The sequence below is a fragment of the Frondihabitans sp. GW821-FHT04F02 genome (assembly GCF_059420045.1).
On the sequence record NZ_JBWKSZ010000002.1, the window covers coordinates 211,265 to 230,799 of the forward strand.

The 19,535-nt window shown below is 67.7% G+C and carries 19 protein-coding genes; 11 read left to right on the plus strand and 8 right to left on the minus strand.

The genetic code is table 11. The features are described 5' to 3' along the window. Positions 1-179: 179 nt before the first annotated feature. Complete coding sequence (locus AC07TY_RS06200; RefSeq protein ID WP_494784711.1) at positions 180-485, minus strand: hypothetical protein; 306 nt, start codon at positions 483-485, stop codon at positions 180-182. A 95-nt stretch (positions 486-580) separates the two neighbouring features. Between AC07TY_RS06200 and AC07TY_RS06205 the strand changes: the two genes are divergently transcribed. Next, positions 581-724, plus strand: a complete 144-nt coding sequence (locus AC07TY_RS06205) for a hypothetical protein (RefSeq protein ID WP_494784712.1) — start codon at positions 581-583, stop codon at positions 722-724. Between the two features lie 18 nt (positions 725-742). Here the strand turns inward: AC07TY_RS06205 and AC07TY_RS06210 are convergent, their stop codons facing one another. From AC07TY_RS06210 to AC07TY_RS06220, 3 genes are all read right to left on the minus strand, one after another. Further along, on the minus strand, positions 743-949 hold the full coding sequence (locus AC07TY_RS06210; protein WP_494784713.1) for a hypothetical protein: 207 nt from the start codon (positions 947-949) through the stop codon (positions 743-745). A 139-nt stretch (positions 950-1,088) separates the two neighbouring features. After that, on the minus strand, positions 1,089-1,589 hold the full coding sequence (locus tag AC07TY_RS06215) for a hypothetical protein (protein ID WP_494784714.1): 501 nt from the start codon (positions 1,587-1,589) through the stop codon (positions 1,089-1,091). Then, positions 1,576-2,115 (minus strand): hypothetical protein, encoded by a 540-nt coding sequence (locus AC07TY_RS06220; protein ID WP_494784715.1) that lies wholly within the window; start codon positions 2,113-2,115, stop codon positions 1,576-1,578. The genes AC07TY_RS06215 and AC07TY_RS06220 overlap by 14 nt, the downstream gene beginning before the upstream one ends. 561 nt (positions 2,116-2,676) lie before the next feature. Here AC07TY_RS06220 and AC07TY_RS06225 point away from each other — a divergent pair. From AC07TY_RS06225 to AC07TY_RS06235, 3 genes are all read left to right on the plus strand, one after another. Next, on the plus strand, positions 2,677-3,150 hold the full coding sequence (locus AC07TY_RS06225) for a DUF723 domain-containing protein (RefSeq protein ID WP_494784716.1): 474 nt from the start codon (positions 2,677-2,679) through the stop codon (positions 3,148-3,150). Between the two features lie 227 nt (positions 3,151-3,377). After that, positions 3,378-4,781 carry an SIR2 family protein gene (locus AC07TY_RS06230; protein ID WP_494784717.1) on the plus strand — a complete coding sequence of 468 codons (1,404 nt, stop codon included), beginning with the start codon at positions 3,378-3,380 and terminating at the stop codon, positions 4,779-4,781. Further along, positions 4,774-6,849 (plus strand): ATP-binding protein, encoded by a 2,076-nt coding sequence (locus tag AC07TY_RS06235; RefSeq protein WP_494784718.1) that lies wholly within the window; start codon positions 4,774-4,776, stop codon positions 6,847-6,849. Before AC07TY_RS06230 ends, AC07TY_RS06235 begins: the two co-directional genes overlap by 8 nt. Before the next feature lie 494 nt (positions 6,850-7,343). Here the strand turns inward: AC07TY_RS06235 and AC07TY_RS06240 are convergent, their stop codons facing one another. Then, positions 7,344-7,526: a hypothetical protein gene (locus AC07TY_RS06240; protein ID WP_494784719.1), complete on the minus strand. Its 183-nt coding sequence runs from the start codon at positions 7,524-7,526 to the stop codon at positions 7,344-7,346. A gap of 98 nt (positions 7,527-7,624) precedes the next feature. Between AC07TY_RS06240 and AC07TY_RS06245 the strand changes: the two genes are divergently transcribed. From AC07TY_RS06245 to AC07TY_RS06255, 3 genes are all read left to right on the plus strand, one after another. Then, the gene (locus tag AC07TY_RS06245) at positions 7,625-8,326 is read left to right on the plus strand and encodes an HAD family hydrolase (protein ID WP_494784720.1); all 702 of its coding nucleotides are present in this window, start codon (positions 7,625-7,627) and stop codon (positions 8,324-8,326) included. A 53-nt stretch (positions 8,327-8,379) separates the two neighbouring features. Further along, positions 8,380-8,751, plus strand: coding sequence for a PLD nuclease N-terminal domain-containing protein (locus tag AC07TY_RS06250; protein WP_123505571.1), 372 nt, complete (start codon positions 8,380-8,382; stop codon positions 8,749-8,751). A gap of 150 nt (positions 8,752-8,901) precedes the next feature. Further along, positions 8,902-11,808 (plus strand): esterase-like activity of phytase family protein, encoded by a 2,907-nt coding sequence (locus AC07TY_RS06255; RefSeq protein WP_488624780.1) that lies wholly within the window; start codon positions 8,902-8,904, stop codon positions 11,806-11,808. Positions 11,809-11,817: 9 nt separating this feature from the next. On the opposite strand, the gene AC07TY_RS06260 is transcribed toward AC07TY_RS06255, so the two are convergent. Further along, on the minus strand, positions 11,818-12,732 hold the full coding sequence (locus AC07TY_RS06260; protein WP_494784721.1) for an alpha/beta hydrolase: 915 nt from the start codon (positions 12,730-12,732) through the stop codon (positions 11,818-11,820). Between the two features lie 64 nt (positions 12,733-12,796). Beyond that, positions 12,797-13,639, minus strand: a complete 843-nt coding sequence (locus AC07TY_RS06265) for a class I SAM-dependent methyltransferase (protein WP_494784722.1) — start codon at positions 13,637-13,639, stop codon at positions 12,797-12,799. Between the two features lie 216 nt (positions 13,640-13,855). Here AC07TY_RS06265 and AC07TY_RS06270 point away from each other — a divergent pair, with 216 nt between their 5' ends. The 4 genes from AC07TY_RS06270 (at position 13,856) to AC07TY_RS06285 (ending at position 18,876) form a co-directional block, all read left to right on the plus strand. Beyond that, positions 13,856-14,506 (plus strand): TetR/AcrR family transcriptional regulator, encoded by a 651-nt coding sequence (locus AC07TY_RS06270; RefSeq protein ID WP_488624777.1) that lies wholly within the window; start codon positions 13,856-13,858, stop codon positions 14,504-14,506. Between the two features lie 193 nt (positions 14,507-14,699). Then, positions 14,700-16,349, plus strand: coding sequence for an ABC-F family ATP-binding cassette domain-containing protein (locus AC07TY_RS06275; protein WP_494784723.1), 1,650 nt, complete (start codon positions 14,700-14,702; stop codon positions 16,347-16,349). 50 nt (positions 16,350-16,399) lie between these two features. Next, complete coding sequence (cls, locus tag AC07TY_RS06280; RefSeq protein WP_494784724.1) at positions 16,400-17,863, plus strand: cardiolipin synthase; 1,464 nt, start codon at positions 16,400-16,402, stop codon at positions 17,861-17,863. A gap of 35 nt (positions 17,864-17,898) precedes the next feature. Continuing rightward, a complete protein-coding gene (locus AC07TY_RS06285; protein WP_494784725.1) occupies positions 17,899-18,876 on the plus strand; it encodes a hypothetical protein in 978 nt (325 codons plus the stop codon). Between the two features lie 97 nt (positions 18,877-18,973). Here AC07TY_RS06285 and AC07TY_RS06290 read toward each other — a convergent pair whose 3' ends face one another. After that, a complete protein-coding gene (locus AC07TY_RS06290) occupies positions 18,974-19,528 on the minus strand; it encodes a dihydrofolate reductase family protein (protein ID WP_494784726.1) in 555 nt (184 codons plus the stop codon). Positions 19,529-19,535: the final 7 nt, after the last annotated feature.

The window sequence follows — 19,535 nt, forward strand, 5'->3', positions numbered from 1 at the left end:
CGAACCGGGGCGGGGCAAGGAACCACGCGCCTTCCTCCAGGCGCGGCTCTCCATCGGACGCGTCAAAGGGAGGCCCGTTCATCACGGCTGCCTCTGTCGTGGGCGGATCCGCAGGATGTGGTCCCGCAGCACGGCCATGACGTGTGCGGGCTCGAATGTGCGGGCATCGCGGGAGGTGGTCATGCGATTCGCACCCATGAGACGACCGGTGTGGTGCGCCGGACGGTCGGTATCCCGTCTCCCCTAATGTCGAGGACCATCACCAGGTCGTGACCGATTTCAAGGGCCCCCATTCTCAGCAGGGGCCGCTCGTTCTCGTCCTGGCGGAGGTTTTTCGCCGGGTCCGCGTCATCCGGGTCCGGGAAACGGGTAGCCGTCTTCTGGTCGAAGTCGATCCTGTAGTGCGACCCCGTCAACGTGACCACGAGGTAGACCCCTGTTTGCGGCATCGCCGGCAGCTCCCCGGCATCCGTGTCGTCGCTCATTTCTGGTTCTCTCGTTCGTCTCGCAGGCGCATCCATTCCGCGTTCCACCGGGCCCGTGCGTTCTTCCACGCCGCAACGTCATCAAGGGGCACATTGTGGACCGCCTCCCGGAGGGCGATGAGGCGGCTCATCGCGTCCTCATCGGTATCAAGGCGCACGATGAGCTCCCCTGCGACCCGCCGGGCGGCATCACACATGAGGTCGTAAACGACATCGGCGAAAAGGTCCGGGGCTTCTGAACGTGCGGAAAGTCGTCCTCATCCGGCATTGTCACGGTCATCCAGAGCCGTGAGAAGGACTCGGACGAGCCGGTCCGCTTCCTCCACGTAGACATCGGTGTTGGGCAGGTGCGCCTGGCTGCCGGCCGCCGTCACCCGGTATCCGAATTCCGCGTCAGCGTCTTCGATGTTGACCTGCCTGGGCTCGTAGCTACCAGGGTCGTGGAAGAAGAACATGCCGAGCATGTGGAGGCTGTCCCTGCCAAGTTGCATCGAGATAAGACGAGGCTTCACAGCGCACCCGTTTCGTTCAGCCGGTCGGTGATGCAGCCGGTTGGGCGCGAGGGCTCCCGGCTTAATCCCTGTGACCTTGTCGCCATAGGGGTCACCACCGGCAGTCGTAATCGGTAAGCGCTTCGATGACCGGGTTCGGGTCCCGGCCATCGGCAAGCCAGTCGACGGCGGATACCGGCTCGCCGTCGACGAGGGTCTCGTCCTGCGGTGTGGTCATGAACGCGTGCATCATCTCCCCGTACTTACGGCTGAGGCTCACTGGCATGGCACCAAGAACTTCCGTCAGATGCGGGAGAAGCTGCCAGGCGTCACGCCGGTCCGGTTGGCCGGTGAAGACGAACTGCCAGCGCGGAACACGCTGTTCACCGCTACGACTCGTGGCCCAAAGGCGTCCCGCTTTGATGTCGTCCTCGATGTGGCGCGGTTCGACTCGGAGCATGGCGGCCGCCTCAGCCGGGGTGACCGTGTGTTCGAGATGTCGCCGCCTGCCGTCTGCCTCCCACACGGCGGCAAGCAGTGCCGCCTCCTCGTCCGAAAGCTCCGGGACATCGAAGGGGTCGACGTTGCCGCCCACGGGGTCAACCGGCGACATGCGGGTCCCTGACCTCTTCAGGCGGAAGAGGCGGCAGCCGCTCGAGTCCCAATCCGGCACTCTCCAAGATGGTGGTTTCCGCCTGGTAGTCGGAGACGGCGGCACCGATGAACGAGTTGACCTCGATGAGCTTCGCGGCGCGACGAATCGTCGACCGCTCCAAAGCGTCCGCGTCCACAGCGTCCCGGTCGCGAAGCGGGACAGGTTCGTCCCATTCCAGGCACTGCGCCTCGACGCAGGCGATTTCGGGGTCCCACCGCACACCCACGAGGACGCGGCGCTGATCGGAGTCGCGTTCGAAGATGAGCGAGCCGAAGACGAGGCTTGCCCGGTGCATCTCGACCTCTGCACCGGTCAACGTCCACCCGGGAACGTCCAGCGCTGGGTTCCACTTCGGCAGCTTCAAACCCCACGGCGGGACCGGGAGCTGCAGGAGCAGCTGATCCTTATTGATGGTGGTGTACTGCCTCTTTATGCCGTGGCTGGCGAGGAAGGCGTCGTCGGACGGCTCGTCGGCGTCGGTCATGCCGGTGATTCCAATCGGTTCGAGTTGGTGGCCAAAGGAGAAGCAGGGCCATTGCTGTGTTCTTCGCCCCGTGCAGGAAGCTGTCGCCTCCGCGTAGGTGCTGATGCCTTGACGGGGGCTAGAGACGGTTCCGGCGACATTGCCGGGCCTGGCTGCGTCCAGTCCAAGGACTTCCTCGCCGTAGCGGCAGAGCGCGTACGGAGGTGAGGAGCCGCCCTGCACCTTGATGTGTAAAGAAAACCGTGTTCGACCATGTGCTGATAATAATCAGCTTTTCCCGAGAGGTCGACCGGATATCGCGGATTGGACCCGATGACCGAGGCGTCAGATCCTTTCGAAGAGTTCCGATTCTGGAGAGAACCCGTCGAGTCCCTCGTTGCTTGATGACCGGACGGGTTCCCTCATTGACGCATGTACGGGACTTGTCGCTGAGAGCTCACCGGACGCCGGGTAGGGGCTGATCGCCCTCGGCGAGGAAATCGCCAAGCGGTCGTCCCCGGCAAGTTCGGGATGTGCGTCAGAACGCCTCCAGCCCCTCAAACGCCGACGCATAGAAGCGGCATGACTAACCGAAACCTCGCTGCCAGGGCCGAAGCCTTCATTACCGCCGCTTCCGAGAAGCACAACGGCAAGTACGACTACAGCCGAGTGACATTTGAGTACATCAATGCACACGCGAAGGTGAGAATTGGGTGTGACGAGCACGGGACATTCACGCAAACCCCCAATGAGCACAAGCAGGGTGCGGCCTGCCCATCTTGCTCGTACCGGCGCGGAGCGAGCGTGAGGTCTCGGACATCGCGTTTCATCGACAGCGCCCGCAAGGTGCACGGTGACGCCTACGACTACGACGGCATCACTTTCATCGACCAGCGAACGCCCATCAAAATTACGTGCCGCATCCACGGACGTTTCGAGCAGCGCCCCATCAACCACCTCGCCGGCCACCACTGCCCCGACTGTGGGCACGTCAATCGGACGACGACCAGACGCCAGGCTCCGTCTCTGCCCGATTGGCCGACCTGGTGGAACTAACCCGCCTGGAAGGTTCAGCTCCACCTCTGCCATGGATAACAGACCATGACCGAACGGGTTCACTTGTCCGCTGCGCTGCGGCTCCCTCGTTTGGCATGGCGCTGACGGAAATTCCCTGCTGGCTGCCCGGGCGGTTGAGCTGTAACGCGGATAACTCGCGCCAACGGCAGTCCGACGCGCACGGTGAGACGACATAAGGTCTCGCCCGCGCGTGAGAAAGTGGCAGCATGACAACAGATGCCGCGGCGGAGTGGGCAAAGGGCCTTTTCATTGTTGGCGGAGTTGTGAAGTCCACACTTAGCGATGCAAACCGCCGCGTAGTGCAAGACCATCTCGCCATGCTTCTGCAAGTGCAGAACTTAGTCATCCTCGTCGGTTCGGGTGCTTCTTTTCATTTGGGGTCACCGCAGACGCGCAACCTGAATGCGGAAGCGATCGACGTGCTCCTTCGGAGGGCTGGCGAACAGCTGACTGTCGAGGACGAGGCCCTTCTTTTCGCACTTAATCCAAATGATGATTCCGACCTGGAAAAGCTCCTGACTTCCCTTCAGCTAGCAGCAACGTTGGCTGACCTCACGACGGAATCCGCCATTACGTTAGGTTCAGGCGAGACTGCTGAAGCATTCGGGGCGGCCGCCCTTGAGTCCTTTCGGCGAAAGATCGGTTCCGCGTTAGTCGAGGCTTGCAGACTTCCTGGAGACCCTGCACGCATCGATTCTGCCTATCACGCCGACCCGTTTCGGGCCCATCGGTCCTTCCTTTCGAAGATTGTGCGAGCTCGCAGATCGAACCTCCCTCGACCGCGCATCTTCACCACAAACTACGACCTCGTCTTAGAGCGGTCGTTGGACCAACTGGGCTACCCATACATCGACGGCTTTAGCGGGACAGTTGACCGTCGACTAAATCTCGCGTTTTACGGGCTGGATTTTCACCGCGTGGACAGTAGCTCTCAGCAAGTCCTCGCCCGAGCCGACAGCGCCTTTTACCTGCACAAGATTCACGGCAGCCTGAACTGGCGCGCGCGTCAGGAGCCCGACTCCGTAACGGGCGTTGGATCCCTCGAAGTGCATCAGGTGGCAGAAGACGCCGAGACTGCCGAGGATCGCGTCCTGATTTACCCTACGACCGCCAAAGAGGGCGACACGTTGGCCTTCCCGTACTCGGATCTCATGCGGCAGCTGGGCGACGCCGTTCAGCTGGATGACACGGCCATCATCTCCGTCGGCTACGGTTTCGGCGATGCGCACATCAATCGAATCCTGCTTCGCAGCTTGGCCGTCAATCCTGCGCTCAACGTCCTAGTCGCGGACCCGTACGCTGTTCTGAGCCCAGAGGCCATGGCCTCTGCCCTGACATCGCCTGAGCCTGTCGGGAAATCACTCACAGATGTGTCACCCACGCTTCGTGACACCGCGGTGGCATCGCTCGCGCAGGCGCGGGATGCGCGCCTGGCGGTGCTGACGGGCGACGCCGGTAGATTTACGAGCTTCGTGGACTTGCTTCCCGATTCTGGTGCGGCTGGAACAGACGGCTCTCCTCAGATAGTGGCGGATCTGATCGAGTCGCTGACCGTGATTCGCAACCAGCCCGGACAGAGAGTCTCCGACGGAACGGCTAGTGATGCCTGACGTCGGGATGATTGGAAGGGTCACTTCCGTATCGAGCACGACCCTGCGGGTCGCTCTTGACGTGGGGACCAAGGGCTTCACAAAAGTGGGTCCCGACGGCCTGCACACTGTCGGCGTCGTCAATTCCTACATCACGGTGCCCGCTGGTGCGCACCAAGTGGTGGCAATCGTCACGGGCGTGTACATTGCCCGACGGCTCGACCGGGCTGACTCAAAGACCATTCTTTCAGAGGATGACCAGAGCTCCTACGAACTTGAGGCGTCGGTCGTAGGACGATTCGAAGGACCGATATTCCGATCGGGGCTGACGGGATACCCGCCGCTGCACGCCGCAGTTCGGACCGCCACGCCTACCGAGGTGAAGAGCATCTTCCTGCCGAATGATGTCCCCGCCCTGCGACTCGGATCATCAACAGTTGCGGCCGACCAGGACGTGCACCTGGACGCCAACCTTCTACTCGGCCATCACTGCGCCGTCGTCGGTTCGACTGGCTCGGGAAAATCTTGCACGGTCATGGCGATTATCGACGCTGTCCTGGACCACCCCGTCGAGAACGGGCACATCGTTATTTTTGACGTAAACGGAGAGTATGCCCAGTCGTTCGCGCCAGGAACAGCCCGGGGAGACTCCACCCGCACTGTCGTTCTCGGGCCAACCCCGGGTCCCAGCGACGGGCTGATCCTCCCGCATTGGTTCATGAATAACGAGGAGAGTCTCGCGCTCTATCGGGCCGGCGAAGGTGTCCAAGCCCCGGTACTACAACGGTCGATCGCCGACGCTCGTGCGAGCGCAGCTACGTCAAGAGTAGATTTCAACCGCCTGCAAGCTGTGGAGGGGGCGCTCAGAAATATCGAAGGACTCTTCGGCGATAGAAGTGGTCAGGCTCGGGCTCTCGAACAACTTCGAGCACTTCATGACCTCGTTCAAAACCAAGCCGCTCGAGAAGGCCCGTGCTCGGCGCAATGGGCCGGAATGCTCCTTCGCGTGACTTCCGCGGGTCAGGAGGCTCAGCTCGGGAGTCAGGAGTGGCGCGCGATGACCGCCCCTCAAATCGCAGTGCTAACAGAGCTGCTCGAGAGCATGAGAACCGAGGTGGCGTCAGCCTTCGGCGCCTTGAGGCTCGGCAGCGACTCAGTCTTGCCAGACTTCGACGCACCCATTTATTACTCGCTTCAGCAACTGTGCGACTTCTTTCTTCCCGCGCGAGTCAAACAAGAACAAGGCAACGACAACCGGATTGCCGCTTACGTTGCGACGCTCCAAATGCGCATGAGTCGCCTCCTCGCTGACGGCCGCTATGACTTCATGACGCGGGTAGAAAATCACGATGACCCACTCGGTACTTACCTTCGACTCCTCATGGGTGCCGATCCTCTCAAGGGCGCCTCGGACTCCGACTGGCCCGCGGCGCCCCACTACCTAGAACAAGCGAAAAGTCACACGCACGGCCCATCTGTCACGATCTTCGATTTGAGCCTTGTAGCCAGCGACGTGTTGGAAAACGTGACAGCGCTTCTCGGCCGCATCCTGTTCGACTTCGCCGTTCGCAGCGACCCCCGCGCCGCGCACCCTCTGCTGCTCGTCCTCGAAGAAGCCCACCGGTTTGTTCCAGCACGAAGGGACCCCAACGGCTTGGCCAGCCGCTCAACTGCGGTCTTCGAACGGATCGCAAAAGAGGGACGCAAGTTCGGACTCTCGCTTCTGCTCGCTTCGCAGCGGCCGAGCGAGCTCAGCGAAACAGTGGTGGCACAGTGCGGAACAGTGATCGCTCATCGACTAACCCATGAAGCGGACCAGAATCTTTTGAGGCATGCCACAGCTCTCAGTTCGAGGGCGCTCCTAGACCAGCTACCGGGACTTGCCCAGCAACATGCTCTCGTAACGGGTGTCAGTACCGGGGTGCCTGCCGCCGTTCGAATTCGGGACATCGTCGATCCGCCGCGCAGCAACGACCCGGACTTCATGCGCGTCTGGGGAGATGCATCGGGACGTGAAGCGCTGGTCCAACACATAGACCGGGTCGTCACTGGATGGCAGGGCATGGCCACGGTTACCGGGGACGACTAGAAGCTCCAGTGGCCAGAGCGAGAACCGTGGGTCTGAAGGCGAGTCGCCACATCCCCCACGTCGACTAGGCAAAATCGGGTGCCTTCACTTCGATTCAAAGAAATCCCAGATCAGGCGCCAAGCAGGAATGCGTCCTGGATAGTTGAACCTCGTTCAGAGGATAGGCCCCAAATCGAAGCTTCAGAGAGGCCCGGAATTAGGGGCATCGGGGAGTTTCGTAAACGCCCCCACTGGATTCTGCCTGTTCGCCGCTGGCGCGGCTCACCAACGCCAGTGCTAGCGCCTTCGGCTCGCTCTCGCTCGCACGCGTCTTGCTCGCTGGCGCTCGCTCGACGCTGTGGCCTACCTCGCTTCGCTCGGTGGCCGGCGGTGGTGCGGGACCACGACAAGGCCTACCTCGCTTCGCTCGGTGGCCTGCGGTGGTGCGGGACCACGACAGGGCCTAGCTCGCTTCGGTCGGTGGCCTGCGGTGGCGAGGGTCGCGGGGCCGGGGATCAGGAACGCGTACACGTACCAGCGGGGAGCCAGTCCGCCACGGCGAAGGCGGGGCCGACGGTGTGCACCATCTCGTTGGCGACCGAACCCGGATCGAGGGCCGCTGCCCTCAGCGTTCTGAACCACGGCAGTTCCTGCGCCCCGATGCTGAGGACCACCACGCCGATGAAGAGCGATCTCACGGAGGCCTCTCTCGACCGGGACGGGGTGGCACCAGCGTAGTGAGGCCGAATCACCGATTCGCGACCGGGCCGTGAGGAGGATCGGGCATCATGGGGGCATGGGATACAGCGCCGTCCTCTTCGACCTCTACGGCACCCTCGCGCCGGGTGGCACGAGGGCGACGCGCGACGCGGTGTCGCTCCAGGTCGCTGACGACCTCGGCGTCGACCCGACGGCGTTCTGCGACCTCGTCCGCGACACGTTCCTGGACCGCACGCTCGGCCGCCTCGGCTCGCTCGAGGAGACCCTCCGCACCCTCGCCGGCCGCCTCGGCGGCTCACCCGACGACGCCGCCGTCGAGCGCGCCGTCGGTCGACGTCTGGCGATGACCGCCTCGCTGCTCGAGCAGACCTGGGCCCTTGAGGTGCTCGACGAGCTCCGCGACCGCGGCTACGCGCTCGCGCTGGTCAGCGACTGCTCCGTCGAGACGGCCGTCGTCTGGCCCACCACGGCGCTCGCGGAGCACTTCCAGACAGCAGCCTTCTCGTCGGTCCACGGGGTCAAGAAGCCCGACGCCCGTCTGTACCGGGCTGCGACCGACGTGCTCGGGGTCGAGCCCGAGGAGTGCGTCTACGTCGGCGACGGCGGCAGCACCGAGCTTCCCGGCGCCGCGGCGCTCGGAATGCGGGCGATCTGGCTCGACCACCCCGGCAACGACGGGGGAGCCGCCGACCCCGGCTGGTCGGGTGAGGCGATCCATGAGCTGCGCGAACTGCTCGGGCTGCTTCGACCGCTGCACGTTCCTGCGCCAGGAGACTGATCTCACCCTGTCGGGGGATAGCCGTTTCTCAGGCGATCAATAGAATCGACCGCATGTATCTGGTGCTGTCGGCGTTCTACTTCCTGCTGGTCATCGCGGCGCTCGTCGACATCATCACGCGCGACGAGTCGCAGGTGCAGCACCTGCCGAAGCTGATGTGGGTCTTTCTCGTGATCATCATCCCGGTGATCGGCAGCATCCTCTGGTTCGCGGTCGGCCGCGACTACCGGCCGCAGCCGGAGTTCGTCCGCTACGGCGATCCGCGCCGGCACTCGGCGGCCGCCGAGACGGTCGACGTGCGGGCGCAACGCGTCTCGACGACCGAGCAGCAGCTCGCCGAGCTCGACCGCGAGATCGAGTTCTACGAGAAGCAGGCGAAGCTCAAGAGGCTGCAGTCCGAGCTCGACGACAAGGCCGGCGAGTAGCGACCCGCGTCTTCCTCTCCACAGGGTGACCGTTCGGCGACGATCGCGCGAACCCTGTGGAGAACCGTCGCAGGAACTCGAGAACTCGGCTTACATGGCAGAGGTCGCGGGTCACACCGCTCGCGGGTTCCAGCTCAGGGGAGACAAGCCATGCAACGATCACACGTGCGCGCCATCGGCGCCGCAATCGGGGCCGCGGCCCTTCTCGGCGGGGTGCTGGTGGCGGTTCCGGCTTCGGCCGCTCCGTCGTCCGGCGCCGTGCGCATCCACGACATCCAGGGCGCCGCGTGGATCTCGCCGCTCGACGGCCAGAAGGTCGCGAACGTGCCCGGCATCGTCACCGCGGTCCGCGCCAGCGGCTCGAGCCGCGGCTACTGGATCCAGGATCCCCAGGCCGACTCCGACCCCGCCACCAGCGAGGGCGTGTTCGTCTACACGGGCACTGCGCCGACCGTGGCCGTGGGCGACTCCGTGCTGGTCTCGGCGAGCGTCAAGGACTACCGCGCCATCGCGTCGGGCACCACTCTCGCGACGACCTCGTACCTCTCGGTCACCGAGCTGACCTCGCCGACGGTGTCGGTGCTCTCGCACGACAACGCCCTGCCCGCCCCGGTCGTCATCAGCCCGACGACCGTGCCCGCGGTCTACGCCCCCGATCTCGCGGGCGCGAACATCGAGTCGACGGCGCTCACGCCGACGCGCTCGGCGCTCGACTACTACGAATCGGTCGAGGGCATGCGCGTCGAGGTCGACGACGCACGGGTCATCGGCCCGAGCGACCAGTACGGCGAGCAGTACATCACGACGAAGCCCGACCAGCTCGCCAGCGCCCGCGGCGGCGCCCTGCTCACCGCCGAGAACGCGACCCCGTCGGGCCGCCTCGAGGTCGTCCCCGTCGACGGCGGCAACCCCGGCGTCAGCGTCGGCGACGTGTTCAGCGGCGCCACGGTCGGTCCGGTCGACTACTCGCAGTTCGGCGGCTACCTGATCGCCGCGACCACGCTCGGCTCCGTCGCCTCGAAGAACCTCGCGCCGACCGTCGCCGAGAAGGCCGACCGCAAGCAGCTCTCGGTCGCGACCTACAACGTCGAGAACCTCCAGCCCACCGACTCGGCCGCGAAGTACGCCGCCCTCGCCGAGGGCATCGTGACGAACCTGTCGTCGCCCGACATCCTCACCGTCGAGGAGGTGCAAGACGACAGCGGCGCCACCGACGACGGGACCGTCGCCTCCGACCGGACGCTCGCGAAGCTGACGGACGCCATCTCCGCGGCCGGCGGCCCGACGTACTCGTCGCGCTCGATCGACCCGGTCGACGACCAGGACGGCGGCCAGCCCGGCGGCAACATCCGCATCGTGTTCCTCTACAACGCCCAGCGCGTCAGCTTCGTCGACACGGGCGATGCCGGCGTCGACCGCGCAACGACCGCCACCGCAGCGATCTCGCGCAGGGGCGCCACGTCGCTGACACTCTCGCCCGGCCGCATCGACCCGACCAGCGACGCTTGGGCGTCCAGCCGCAAGCCGCTGGTGGGCCAGTTCACGTTCCGCGGCAAGACGGTGTTCGTCGTCGGCAACCACTTCGCCTCGAAGGGCGGCGACCAGAGCCAGGACGGCCGCTTCCAGTACCCCGCGCAGTCGAGCGCCGTCCAGCGCGCGAAGCAGGCGACCGAGGTCAACCAGTTCGTGGGCAGCATCCTGAAGCACGACTCCAGGGCGGCTGTCGTCGTCGCGGGCGACCTGAACGACTACCAGTTCAGCCCGGCGATGAAGGTGCTCACCGGCAAGGCCGCGGGGAAGCCGATCCTGACCGACCTGATCACCACGCTGCCAGCGAACCAGCAGTACACCTACGACTACCAGGGCGTGAGCGAGGTGCTCGACCACATCCTGGTCACGAAGGGCGTCGGCACTCCCGAGTACGAGGTCGTCCACACCAACGCCGAGTACGCGAACCAGATCAGCGACCACGACCCGCAGGTCGTCCGGCTGTTCGGCAAGGCGGAGAAGCCCGACCTGTCGATCGCGCCGTTCGGCACAGCCGTCGGCTACAGCGACGCGCTGAACAAGCTCGAGTACAAGGGAGCGGAGGTCGGCGGCCTGTCGTCGCTCGCGTACGACAAGCGCGCCCGATCGTGGATCTCGGCCGTCGACAACCACGCCGACGACCCATCGCGCCTCTGGTTCATCGGCCGCTCGCTGCAGAACCCGACCGTGACCCGGTCGCCGCTGGTGCTGAAGAAGTCCGACGGAACGCCCTACACCGGGCCCACGGCCGACAACGAGGGCTTCGCGGTCCTGCCGAACGGCGACTACCTGATCTCGAGCGAGACCGAGCCGTCGATCCGCGTCTTCGGGCGCGACGGCGTCGAGAAGTCGCAGCTCGCCGTCCCCGGTCGCTTCGCGGTCACCGGTACGACCCTGGCCGGCTCGTCGGAGGTCGGTGAGGCCGCCTCGAACGCCACTCTCGAAGGGCTGACCATCTCGCCGTCCGGCCGCACCATCGTGGCGGCAATGGAGGGGGCGCTCTCGGGCGACGTCTCGTCGAGCGGCGACGCCACGTCGCACCGGTTCCTCGTCTACACGGCTGGCAAGAGGGGCACGTACTCGCTCACGAAGCAGGTGGGGTACCGCACCGAGACCGGCATGCGGGTACCCGAGGTCGCGGCTGTCGACGACGACCGCCTCCTCGTCGAAGAGGCATCGTTCGCCTCCGATACGGGCAACGCCGTGACGCTCTACGAGGTCAGCGGGCTGTCGAAGGCGGTCAACGTCTCGAAGGTCGCGAACCTGTCGGCGGCGCCGGCCCGATCGATCCTGTCGAAGACGCTGGTCGCCGATCTCGTGAAGGGCCCGACGCTCGGCGCCACGGCGCTCGAGTCTCAGGCGAACCCGCTGCTGGACAACTTCGAGGGGATGGCGCTCACCAGCGGCAGCTCCGGGCTGCGGGGCCATGGCGCCGGCAGGAGGGTCGGCGTCAGCCTGATCTCCGACGACAACTTCGGAGCCAAGCAGGTCACGCGCGTCGTGAACATCGAGCTCAAGCTGCCCCGGTAGTCCGTCCGATCAGGTGAGGTGCCGGCCCAGGTGCGCGAGCTGGGCCGGCACCATCCGCCGCCAGTAGCCGACGTCGTGCGCACCCGGCTCGAACCCGCCCGCGGGCGCCGTGGCAAAACCCGCCACGTAGTCGCGCGCGGCCGGGTAGAACCCGTCACCGGTCCCGCAGTCGACCCTCACGGCGATCCCGTCGAGGGTCGACTGCCGCCCGAACACCGTGTGCGCGGCGAAGTCGGCGGGCGAGTCGAACGCGATCGACGCAGCCTCGGCGGCCGTGTGCCAGATGGCCGGGCTCTCCGCAGCGACCGCGGCCACGCGCGACGAGCCGAGCTGCGACGCGAGGGCCAGCGCGCCGAAGGCGCCCATCGACCAGCCCAGAAAGCCGATCCGCGCGACGTCGAGCCCCCTCTTCCGAAGCAGCGGCAGGAACTCGCCCACCACCATCGCACCGGCGTCCTCACCGGTCACCCGCCGGTGCCAGTAGGTGTTGCCTCCGTCGATCGAGGCGAGCGCGAACGGCGGCCCGCCGGCCTGGGCGTGCGCGGCGAGGAACCGGTCGAGGCCCAGGTGCGCGCCGCCGAAGGCGGAGGCGTGGGTGCCGCCGTAGCCGTGGAGCACGACGGCCACGGGGAGGGGATCGCCGGGCGCTGAGCCGGGCGGGTACGCGATCGACCAGCCCACGTCGGCCCCGAGGCGGGCCTTCGAGGCGAACGAGCCGCTCACGAGGCTGCCCCCGCCGGCGGAGGGCACGACGCCGGGTGCGCCGTCGAGGTGCAGCAGGCGGTGGAGGGTCGTGCGGCCCGGCAGGAGCCCCTGCTCGACGGCGGCGCCGCCTGCGGCGGTGAGGGCGGCGGCGGTGGCGGCAGTTCCTGCGCCCCAGAGCAGTGATCGTCGGGAGAGCAGTGATCGTCGGGAGGTGGTCACGTCGCGAGGCTACTGAGCGGCACCGGCCCGCGGAGTCCGCCGCGAGGACGAGACCCCTGGGTCGCTAGGAGCGTTTGCGCGCGGCGATCGAGAACGCGAGCGGCAGCCGGTCGGCGTGCTCGGGGAGCACGTAGTCGCTGCCCTCCTCGACCATGTGCGGCAGGGCGGCCCAGGGGAGAGTGCGGTGCTCCCGCAGGTCGATCAGCTCGAGGCCCGCGCCGAGCAGCGCGCCGACGATCTCGGCGAGCGAATGGGGCCACTCGTACGTCGTGCGGTGCGCGATCGTGGCGGCAGGATCGCCGATGTAGGTCTGCTCGTCGTCGTACCGCAGCGGCTCAGGCCCTGGGAAGTAGCGGCGCCCGACGACCAGCAGCCCGTCGTCGCGCTCGTCGTCCATCGCGTTCAGGATCGGATGGGCGTCGCGCACGTAGAAGAGGCCGCCGGGCTTCAGCAGGGCGTCGATCGTGCGTGCCCAGGCGCCCAGGTCTTCGAGCCAGCAGAGCACGCCGATGCTGGTGTAGACGACGTCGAAGGTCTCGTGGACGTGCCCGGGAGCGTCGTCGACGGTCGACTCGACGAACGTCGCGCGGTCGTCGAGGCCCGACGCGGTGGCCAGGTCGCGCGCGGCCGCGATCGACGCAGGCGAGAAGTCGATGCCGGTGACCGTGGCGCCGAGCCGCGCCCAGCTGAGCGTGTCGGTGCCGATGTGGCACTGCAGGTGCGCGAGCGCGAGGCCGTCGACGGTGCCGCCGGGCAGGAACGGGGCCATCAGCGGCACGTCCTCCCGCACGACGTCGGAGAGGTAGTCGGGCGACGCCGCGAATCGGTCGACGCGGTACCCCTCCAGGTGCGGTTCGACGCGGTCGTCCCAGTTCGCGCGGTTGGTGTCGGTGTGCTCGGCAGGCATGGCTCCCCCTCGGTCGGTGCCGCCCGGGAGGGCAGCCGACCAGGATGCCAGGTGCGGCGGCGTGGCGCCACCCCCGAGGCGATGCGGGCGCAGGAACTGCCGCCCCGGCCCCCGGCGCGACCATTGCGTCCGAGGCCGCTTGGCGTTGTCTGGGCGTTCACGCGCTCAGGAACGATCGGGGAGGCGGCCGAGTTCCTGCGGTCTAGGCTTTCGGGCGTGGACAGCCCCGGAACGCGCAAGGTCGGCCGACCCCGCGATCCGCTGGTCGAGGAGCGCCTCCTGCGCGTCACGCAGGAGCTGATCGCCGAGATCGGGCTCGACGCGCTGACGATGAACCGCGTCGCCGAGCGGGCCGGGGCGAGCAAGGCGACGCTCTTCCGGCGCTGGGACGACAAGCGGTCGCTCGTGCGCGACGCGGTCGCCGCCTTCGACGTCGACACCACGATCCCGAACACGGGGGCGCTCCGCACCGACCTGGAGACCCTGATCCGCACCTGGGTGAGCCCGATCGGCTATCCGCCCGCGGAGTTCCGCCACGTCATCGCGGCGATCTCTCGAGACCCCGACATCTGGCGCGCCTTCGACGCCGCCACCCACGCCGAGCGCACCCGCTCGCTGACCGTCATCGTGAGGCGCGCCGTGTCGCGCGGCGAGGCAGAGCCCCTGCGGTACGACGCCGCATTCGTCACCCGCGCCGTGCACTCGCTCGCCGTCGAGCACGCCGCCCAGCGCGAGCTGCCGCTCGACGAGGCCTTCGTCGCGCGCGCCATCGAGAGCATCGTCGAGCCGATCCTGGGCGTCGGGCGCGACCCCGAGGCCGACGCGCGCGACGTGGCCGCCGGCATCCCCCTGCACGTGCGGCGCTAGCGCGCCGGCGCCCCGGCGCCCCGGCGCCCCAGCGCCGCCGCCCCGCCGCCGGCAGGCCCGGCAGGCCGGTGAGGAGTCGCTCGTTGCTCTAAACCGCCCTGGCGGCGAGCAACCAGCGACTCCTCACCGGCCTGGGGCGGGGCTGGGCGGGGGGCGCGGGGCGGGGGGCGCGCCGGGATGGGACGATGGGGGCATGACCGCCACGCTCGTCGCCAAGGGGCTCGCCGGCGGATACGCCGCTCGCACGCTGTTCGACTCTCTCGACCTGACCGTCGCCCCCGGCGACGTCATCGGCCTCGTCGGCGTCAACGGCGCGGGCAAGTCCACGCTGCTGCGCCTCCTCGCCGGCGTCGACCAGCCCCTCGCGGGGACGGTGTCGCTCTCGCCGAGGGACGCGTTCGTCGGGTGGCTGCCGCAGGAGCACGAGAGGATCGCCGGCGAGACCGTCGGCGCGTACATCGGCCGCCGGACGGGGTGCGCGACGGCGACGCTCGAGATGGACGCCGCCGCAGCTGCTCTCGCCGACCCCGACGGGGGCGACTCGGCGGCCGACGCCTACTCGACGGCGCTCGACCGATGGCTCGCCTCGGGCGCGGCCGACCTCGACGAGCGGGTGCCCGTCGTGCTGGCCGACCTCGGGCTCGACGACGCCGTCGGGATCGACAGCGAGATGACGGCGCTCTCGGGCGGGCAGGCCGCCCGGGTCGGGCTGGCGGCGCTGCTCCTCAGCCGCTTCGACATCGTGCTGCTCGACGAGCCCACGAACGACCTCGACCTCGACGGGCTCGCGAGGCTGGAGGAGTTCGTCAGCGGTCTGCGCGGCGGCGCGGTGCTCGTCAGTCACGACCGCGAGTTCCTGCGTCGATCGGTCACCGCCGTGCTCGAGCTCGACCTGCCCCAGTCGACGCACCGGCTCTTCGGCGGCGGGTACGACTCGTACCTCGATGAGCGCCAGATCGCCCGCCAGCAGAAGCGCGACGCCTACGACGAGTTCGCCGCGACCAAGGCCGACCTCGTCGGGCGGGCCCGCACGCAGCGCGAGTGGTCGAGCCAGGGCGTCCGCAACGCGATGAAGAAATCGCCCGACAACGACAAGATCCGCCGCAAGGCCGCCGCCGAGTCGAGCGAGAAGCAGGCGCAGAAGGTGCGGCAGATGGAGTCGCGGATCAGCCGCCTCGACGAGGTCGACGAGCCGCGCAAGGAGTGGCAGCTCGAGTTCACCATCGGCCAGGCGCCGCGCTCGTCGTCCGTCGTGGCGACCCTCTCGGAAGCCGTCGTCGAGCAGGGCGATTTCGCCCTCGGGCCCGTGTCGCTGCAGGTGAACGGCGGCGACCGCATCGGCATCACCGGCCCGAACGGCGCTGGCAAGTCGACGCTGCTCCGCGCTCTTCTCGGGCGGCAGGAACTCGCCGCCGGCTCCGCCTCCCTCGGCGCCACGGTGGCCGTCGGCGAGGTCGACCAGGCCCGCAGCGTCTTCACCGGCCGCCGCGCGCTCGCCGACGTCTTCGAGGCCCTCGTGCCCGAGCTGACGCAGGCCGAGGTCCGCACGCTCCTCGCGAAGTTCGCGCTCAAGGCCGACCACACCGGCCGCGCCGTCGACGAGCTGTCACCGGGTGAGCGCACCCGTGCCGGGCTCGCCCTGCTCCAGGCGCGCGGCGTGAACGTGCTCGTGCTCGACGAGCCCACCAACCACCTCGACCTCGCCGCCATCGAGCAGCTCGAGCAGGCCCTCGAGTCGTACGACGGGACCCTGCTGCTCGTCACGCACGACCGGCGGATGCTCGAGACCGTGCGGCTCGACCGGCAGTGGCGGGTCGAGGCGGGGCGGGTGACCGAGCTCTGACCCGTGTGGCGGCGTTCACGAGCGTCAGAGGCAGGCACTAGCCTCTGACCATGAGCTGGAAGTCCATCACGGCGACCGTGGCCAAGATCGTCGTCGGCATCAACTTCTTCCTTCGGGTCACCTCGGTGATGGCGGTGCCCCGCAACCGGCGCCCGACGACCGCCCTGGCCTGGCTGCTGGCGATCTTCGCCGCGCCGATCCCCGGCGTGATGGCGTTGAACCTGTTCGGCTCGACCCTTCTCCCGAAGGGGCGCCGTGAGAAGCAGGCCGAGATCAACGGGTTCATCCTCGAGACGACGTCGGGCCTCGACCTCGTCACGAAAGAGGAGAGCTGGCCGCGCTGGTTCGGCTCGGTCGTCGACCTGAACCGCAAGCTCGGCGCCATGCCGCTCGTGGGTGGCAACGACGCGCACATTCTCGCCGACTTCGCGGGCACGATGCGCGCCATGACCGACGCGATCGGCAAGGCCGAGCGCTACGTGCACGTCGAGTTCTACCTCTTCGCCTACGACAGGGCGACGGTCGAGTTCTGCCGGGCCCTCGAAGACGCGCACCGGAGGGGCGTCACCGTCCGGGTGCTCTACGACCACTGGACGACCATGCGAAACCCCGCCTCCAGAGACACTCTGGCGTGGCTCGAGCGCACCGGGATCCCGAACCGCGCCATGCTGCCCGTGAACGCGCGAACGCTGCTGCGGCGCCGCCCCGACCTGCGCAATCACCGCAAGGTCGTCGTGATCGACGGCACCATCGGCTTCATGGGCTCGCAGAACCTCGTTGATCCCGACTACAACAAGGCCTCCAACCGGCGTCGGCACCTGCGCTGGAAAGACCTGATGCTCCAGCTCGAGGGTCCGGTCGTCGCCGGTGTGAACGCCATCTTCATCACCGACTGGTTCGCCGAGACCGAAGAGCTCCTGCAGCGCGAGGCCGACCCCATCCACGACGTCGTCGAGCCCGACACGCTCGACTGCCAGATCGTGCCCTCTGGGCCGGGGTTCGAGGGCGAGAACAACCTCCGCCTCTTCAACGCGCTCGTCTACGGCGCCCAGGAGAAGCTGATCATCGTCAGCCCCTACTTCGTTCCCGACGACTCCATGCTCTACGCGATCACGACCGCGGCCCAGCGCGGCGTCGAGGTGCAGCTGTTCGCCTGCGAGGTCGGCGACCAGTTCATGGTCTATCACGCTCAGCGCTCGTACTACGAGACGCTTCTGCGCGCTGGCGTGCGCATCTTCCTGTACCGCAAGCCGATCGTGCTGCACGCGAAGCACTTCACGGTCGACTCCGACGTCGCCGTCGTCGGGTCGAGCAACATGGACATGCGGTCGTTCAGCCTGGACTTCGAGGTCTCGGTCATGATCCGCGGCCGCAGGTTCGTCTCCGAGCTCGCGAAGGTGCAAGACGACTACCGGGCCGAGTCGCGCGAGCTGTCGCTGACCGAGTGGCTCGACCGGCCGCTGCTGTCGCGGATCCTCGACAACGTATGCCGGCTGACGGCGGCGGTGCAGTAGAGCCGTCCCGTCGGGACCGACCAGGGGGAGCAGACATGACCATTCCACGCGCACTTATCGCCGCCATGACTGTCGGCGTGCTCGCCGTCGTCGCGATCCTGGTCTTCGGGCCCCGTCACGAGCCGACCGCCCTCGGAGGCTCGACGCCGCATCCCATCGCCGGCCCCGCCATCCCGAGCACCTGGCCCTATTCGCAGCTCGCGGTGCTGCGGCAGCAGCGCCTGTCGACCGACGTTCTCCCCGCCTCTTTCACCGCCGACGACGAGACGATCATCCGGGCTTCGGCGCGGCACCTCGCCACCGACGGACACCAGCAGCTCTGGCTCGTGGTCGACGGGGCGCAGGATCTCTGCCTCCTGTTTCTCGAAGACGGCGTCGGCGGCGCCACGACGGCGTGCGCCTCGCCCCCGGATCACGTCGTCGCGCCCGGGACGCTGACCCTCGGCGCCGGTGCCGGCGACTACGAGCTTCACATCTACGCCGACGGCGCCGTCAAGCGGACGGGCGAGGACGCCCCGACCGGCCGGCGGATCGCGTACAACGTCTGGCTCGACGGGGTGAAGCACCCGTCGCGCCTGACAGGGCTTCGGGCGCCGTCGGCAGGCCCCGACGCGCAGTCCTTCCCTCTCACCTACCCGTACTCGACGTACGCCATCCTCCGGCAGGAGCCCGTGCCCCTGGCGAAGCTCCCGGCGATCTTCACCAAGGACTCCGGCGGGTTCCTCGACTCGATCGACCAGACGACGGTCCACTACGCCGGCGAGTACGAGGGCGCCGAGGCCTGGGTCGCCGTCAACACCGTGGGCGAGGTGTGCTTGATCTCGAAGGGGCAGGACGACTCACTGGGGCTCGGGTGCGACGACGACCGCGAGACGGGCCGGGGCGTCTTCGTGTCGGGCTTCGGCAACGGCGGCGTCACCACGCAGCTGGTCACCGACGGCAAGGTCTCCACCGACGATGTCGAGGGCGCCACCCGGATCGCGCCCAACGTGTGGGCCGCCGCCCTCGACTAGGCGGCGCCCGGTGGACGGCTAACCGTCTGACGCACGACTCGCCGAGGCGACGGTCAGCGGTGCGTGAAACGGTTAGCGAAGGGACGCCGGCGGGGCGTCAGGGCGCCAGCGCGCCGGGCGTGTACGTCAGGATCGCGACGCCGGTGGCCGTCGTGCGCGCCTCAGCGAGCGTGAGCGGCACGGGGCTCGCGCCCGGCGCCCAGAGCGGGCGGCCGGTGCCGACGACGACGGGAAACACCATGAGGCGGATCTCGTCGACCAGGCCCGCGGCGACCAGGGCGCCCAGCAGCTGCGCGCTGCCGTTGATCAGGAGTGTGCCGGTCGACGCGTCGTCCTTGAGGGCGCGCACGGCCTCGACGACGTCGGTCGCCAGCGGAGACGCGTTCCACGTCAGCGCGTCGGGCGTCGACGTCGCGACGAACTTCGGCATCGAGTTCATCTTCACGCCGAACTCGCCGGTCTCGGCCTCCATCTGAGGCCACGCCTGCGAGAAGCCCTCGTAGGTGACGCGGCCGAGCAGCAGGGCGTCGGCCTCGATGAGGTTGTTGTACTGGAACGCCTGGAGCTCTTCGGCGAAGTAGGGCGCCGACCAGCCCGGCTCTTCGAAGACCCCGTCGAGGGTGACGTACTCGACTGCGACGATGCGACTCATAGGGCAG

Coding starts and splice junctions, on each gene's coding strand:
- AC07TY_RS06215 (WP_494784714.1), bottom strand. CDS start 1,589: ATGTCGCCGGTTGACCCCGTGGGCGGCAACGTCGACCCCTTCGATGTC.
- AC07TY_RS06245 (WP_494784720.1), top strand. CDS start 7,625: ATGGGATACAGCGCCGTCCTCTTCGACCTCTACGGCACCCTCGCGCCG.
- AC07TY_RS06285 (WP_494784725.1), top strand. CDS start 17,899: ATGACCATTCCACGCGCACTTATCGCCGCCATGACTGTCGGCGTGCTC.
- AC07TY_RS06275 (WP_494784723.1), top strand. CDS start 14,700: ATGACCGCCACGCTCGTCGCCAAGGGGCTCGCCGGCGGATACGCCGCT.
- cls (WP_494784724.1), top strand. CDS start 16,400: ATGAGCTGGAAGTCCATCACGGCGACCGTGGCCAAGATCGTCGTCGGC.
- AC07TY_RS06290 (WP_494784726.1), bottom strand. CDS start 19,528: ATGAGTCGCATCGTCGCAGTCGAGTACGTCACCCTCGACGGGGTCTTC.
- AC07TY_RS06210 (WP_494784713.1), bottom strand. CDS start 949: ATGCTCGGCATGTTCTTCTTCCACGACCCTGGTAGCTACGAGCCCAGG.
- AC07TY_RS06265 (WP_494784722.1), bottom strand. CDS start 13,639: ATGCCTGCCGAGCACACCGACACCAACCGCGCGAACTGGGACGACCGC.
- AC07TY_RS06250 (WP_123505571.1), top strand. CDS start 8,380: ATGTATCTGGTGCTGTCGGCGTTCTACTTCCTGCTGGTCATCGCGGCG.
- AC07TY_RS06235 (WP_494784718.1), top strand. CDS start 4,774: ATGCCTGACGTCGGGATGATTGGAAGGGTCACTTCCGTATCGAGCACG.
- AC07TY_RS06255 (WP_488624780.1), top strand. CDS start 8,902: ATGCAACGATCACACGTGCGCGCCATCGGCGCCGCAATCGGGGCCGCG.
- AC07TY_RS06200 (WP_494784711.1), bottom strand. CDS start 485: ATGAGCGACGACACGGATGCCGGGGAGCTGCCGGCGATGCCGCAAACA.
- AC07TY_RS06220 (WP_494784715.1), bottom strand. CDS start 2,115: ATGACCGACGCCGACGAGCCGTCCGACGACGCCTTCCTCGCCAGCCAC.
- AC07TY_RS06225 (WP_494784716.1), top strand. CDS start 2,677: ATGACTAACCGAAACCTCGCTGCCAGGGCCGAAGCCTTCATTACCGCC.
- AC07TY_RS06230 (WP_494784717.1), top strand. CDS start 3,378: ATGACAACAGATGCCGCGGCGGAGTGGGCAAAGGGCCTTTTCATTGTT.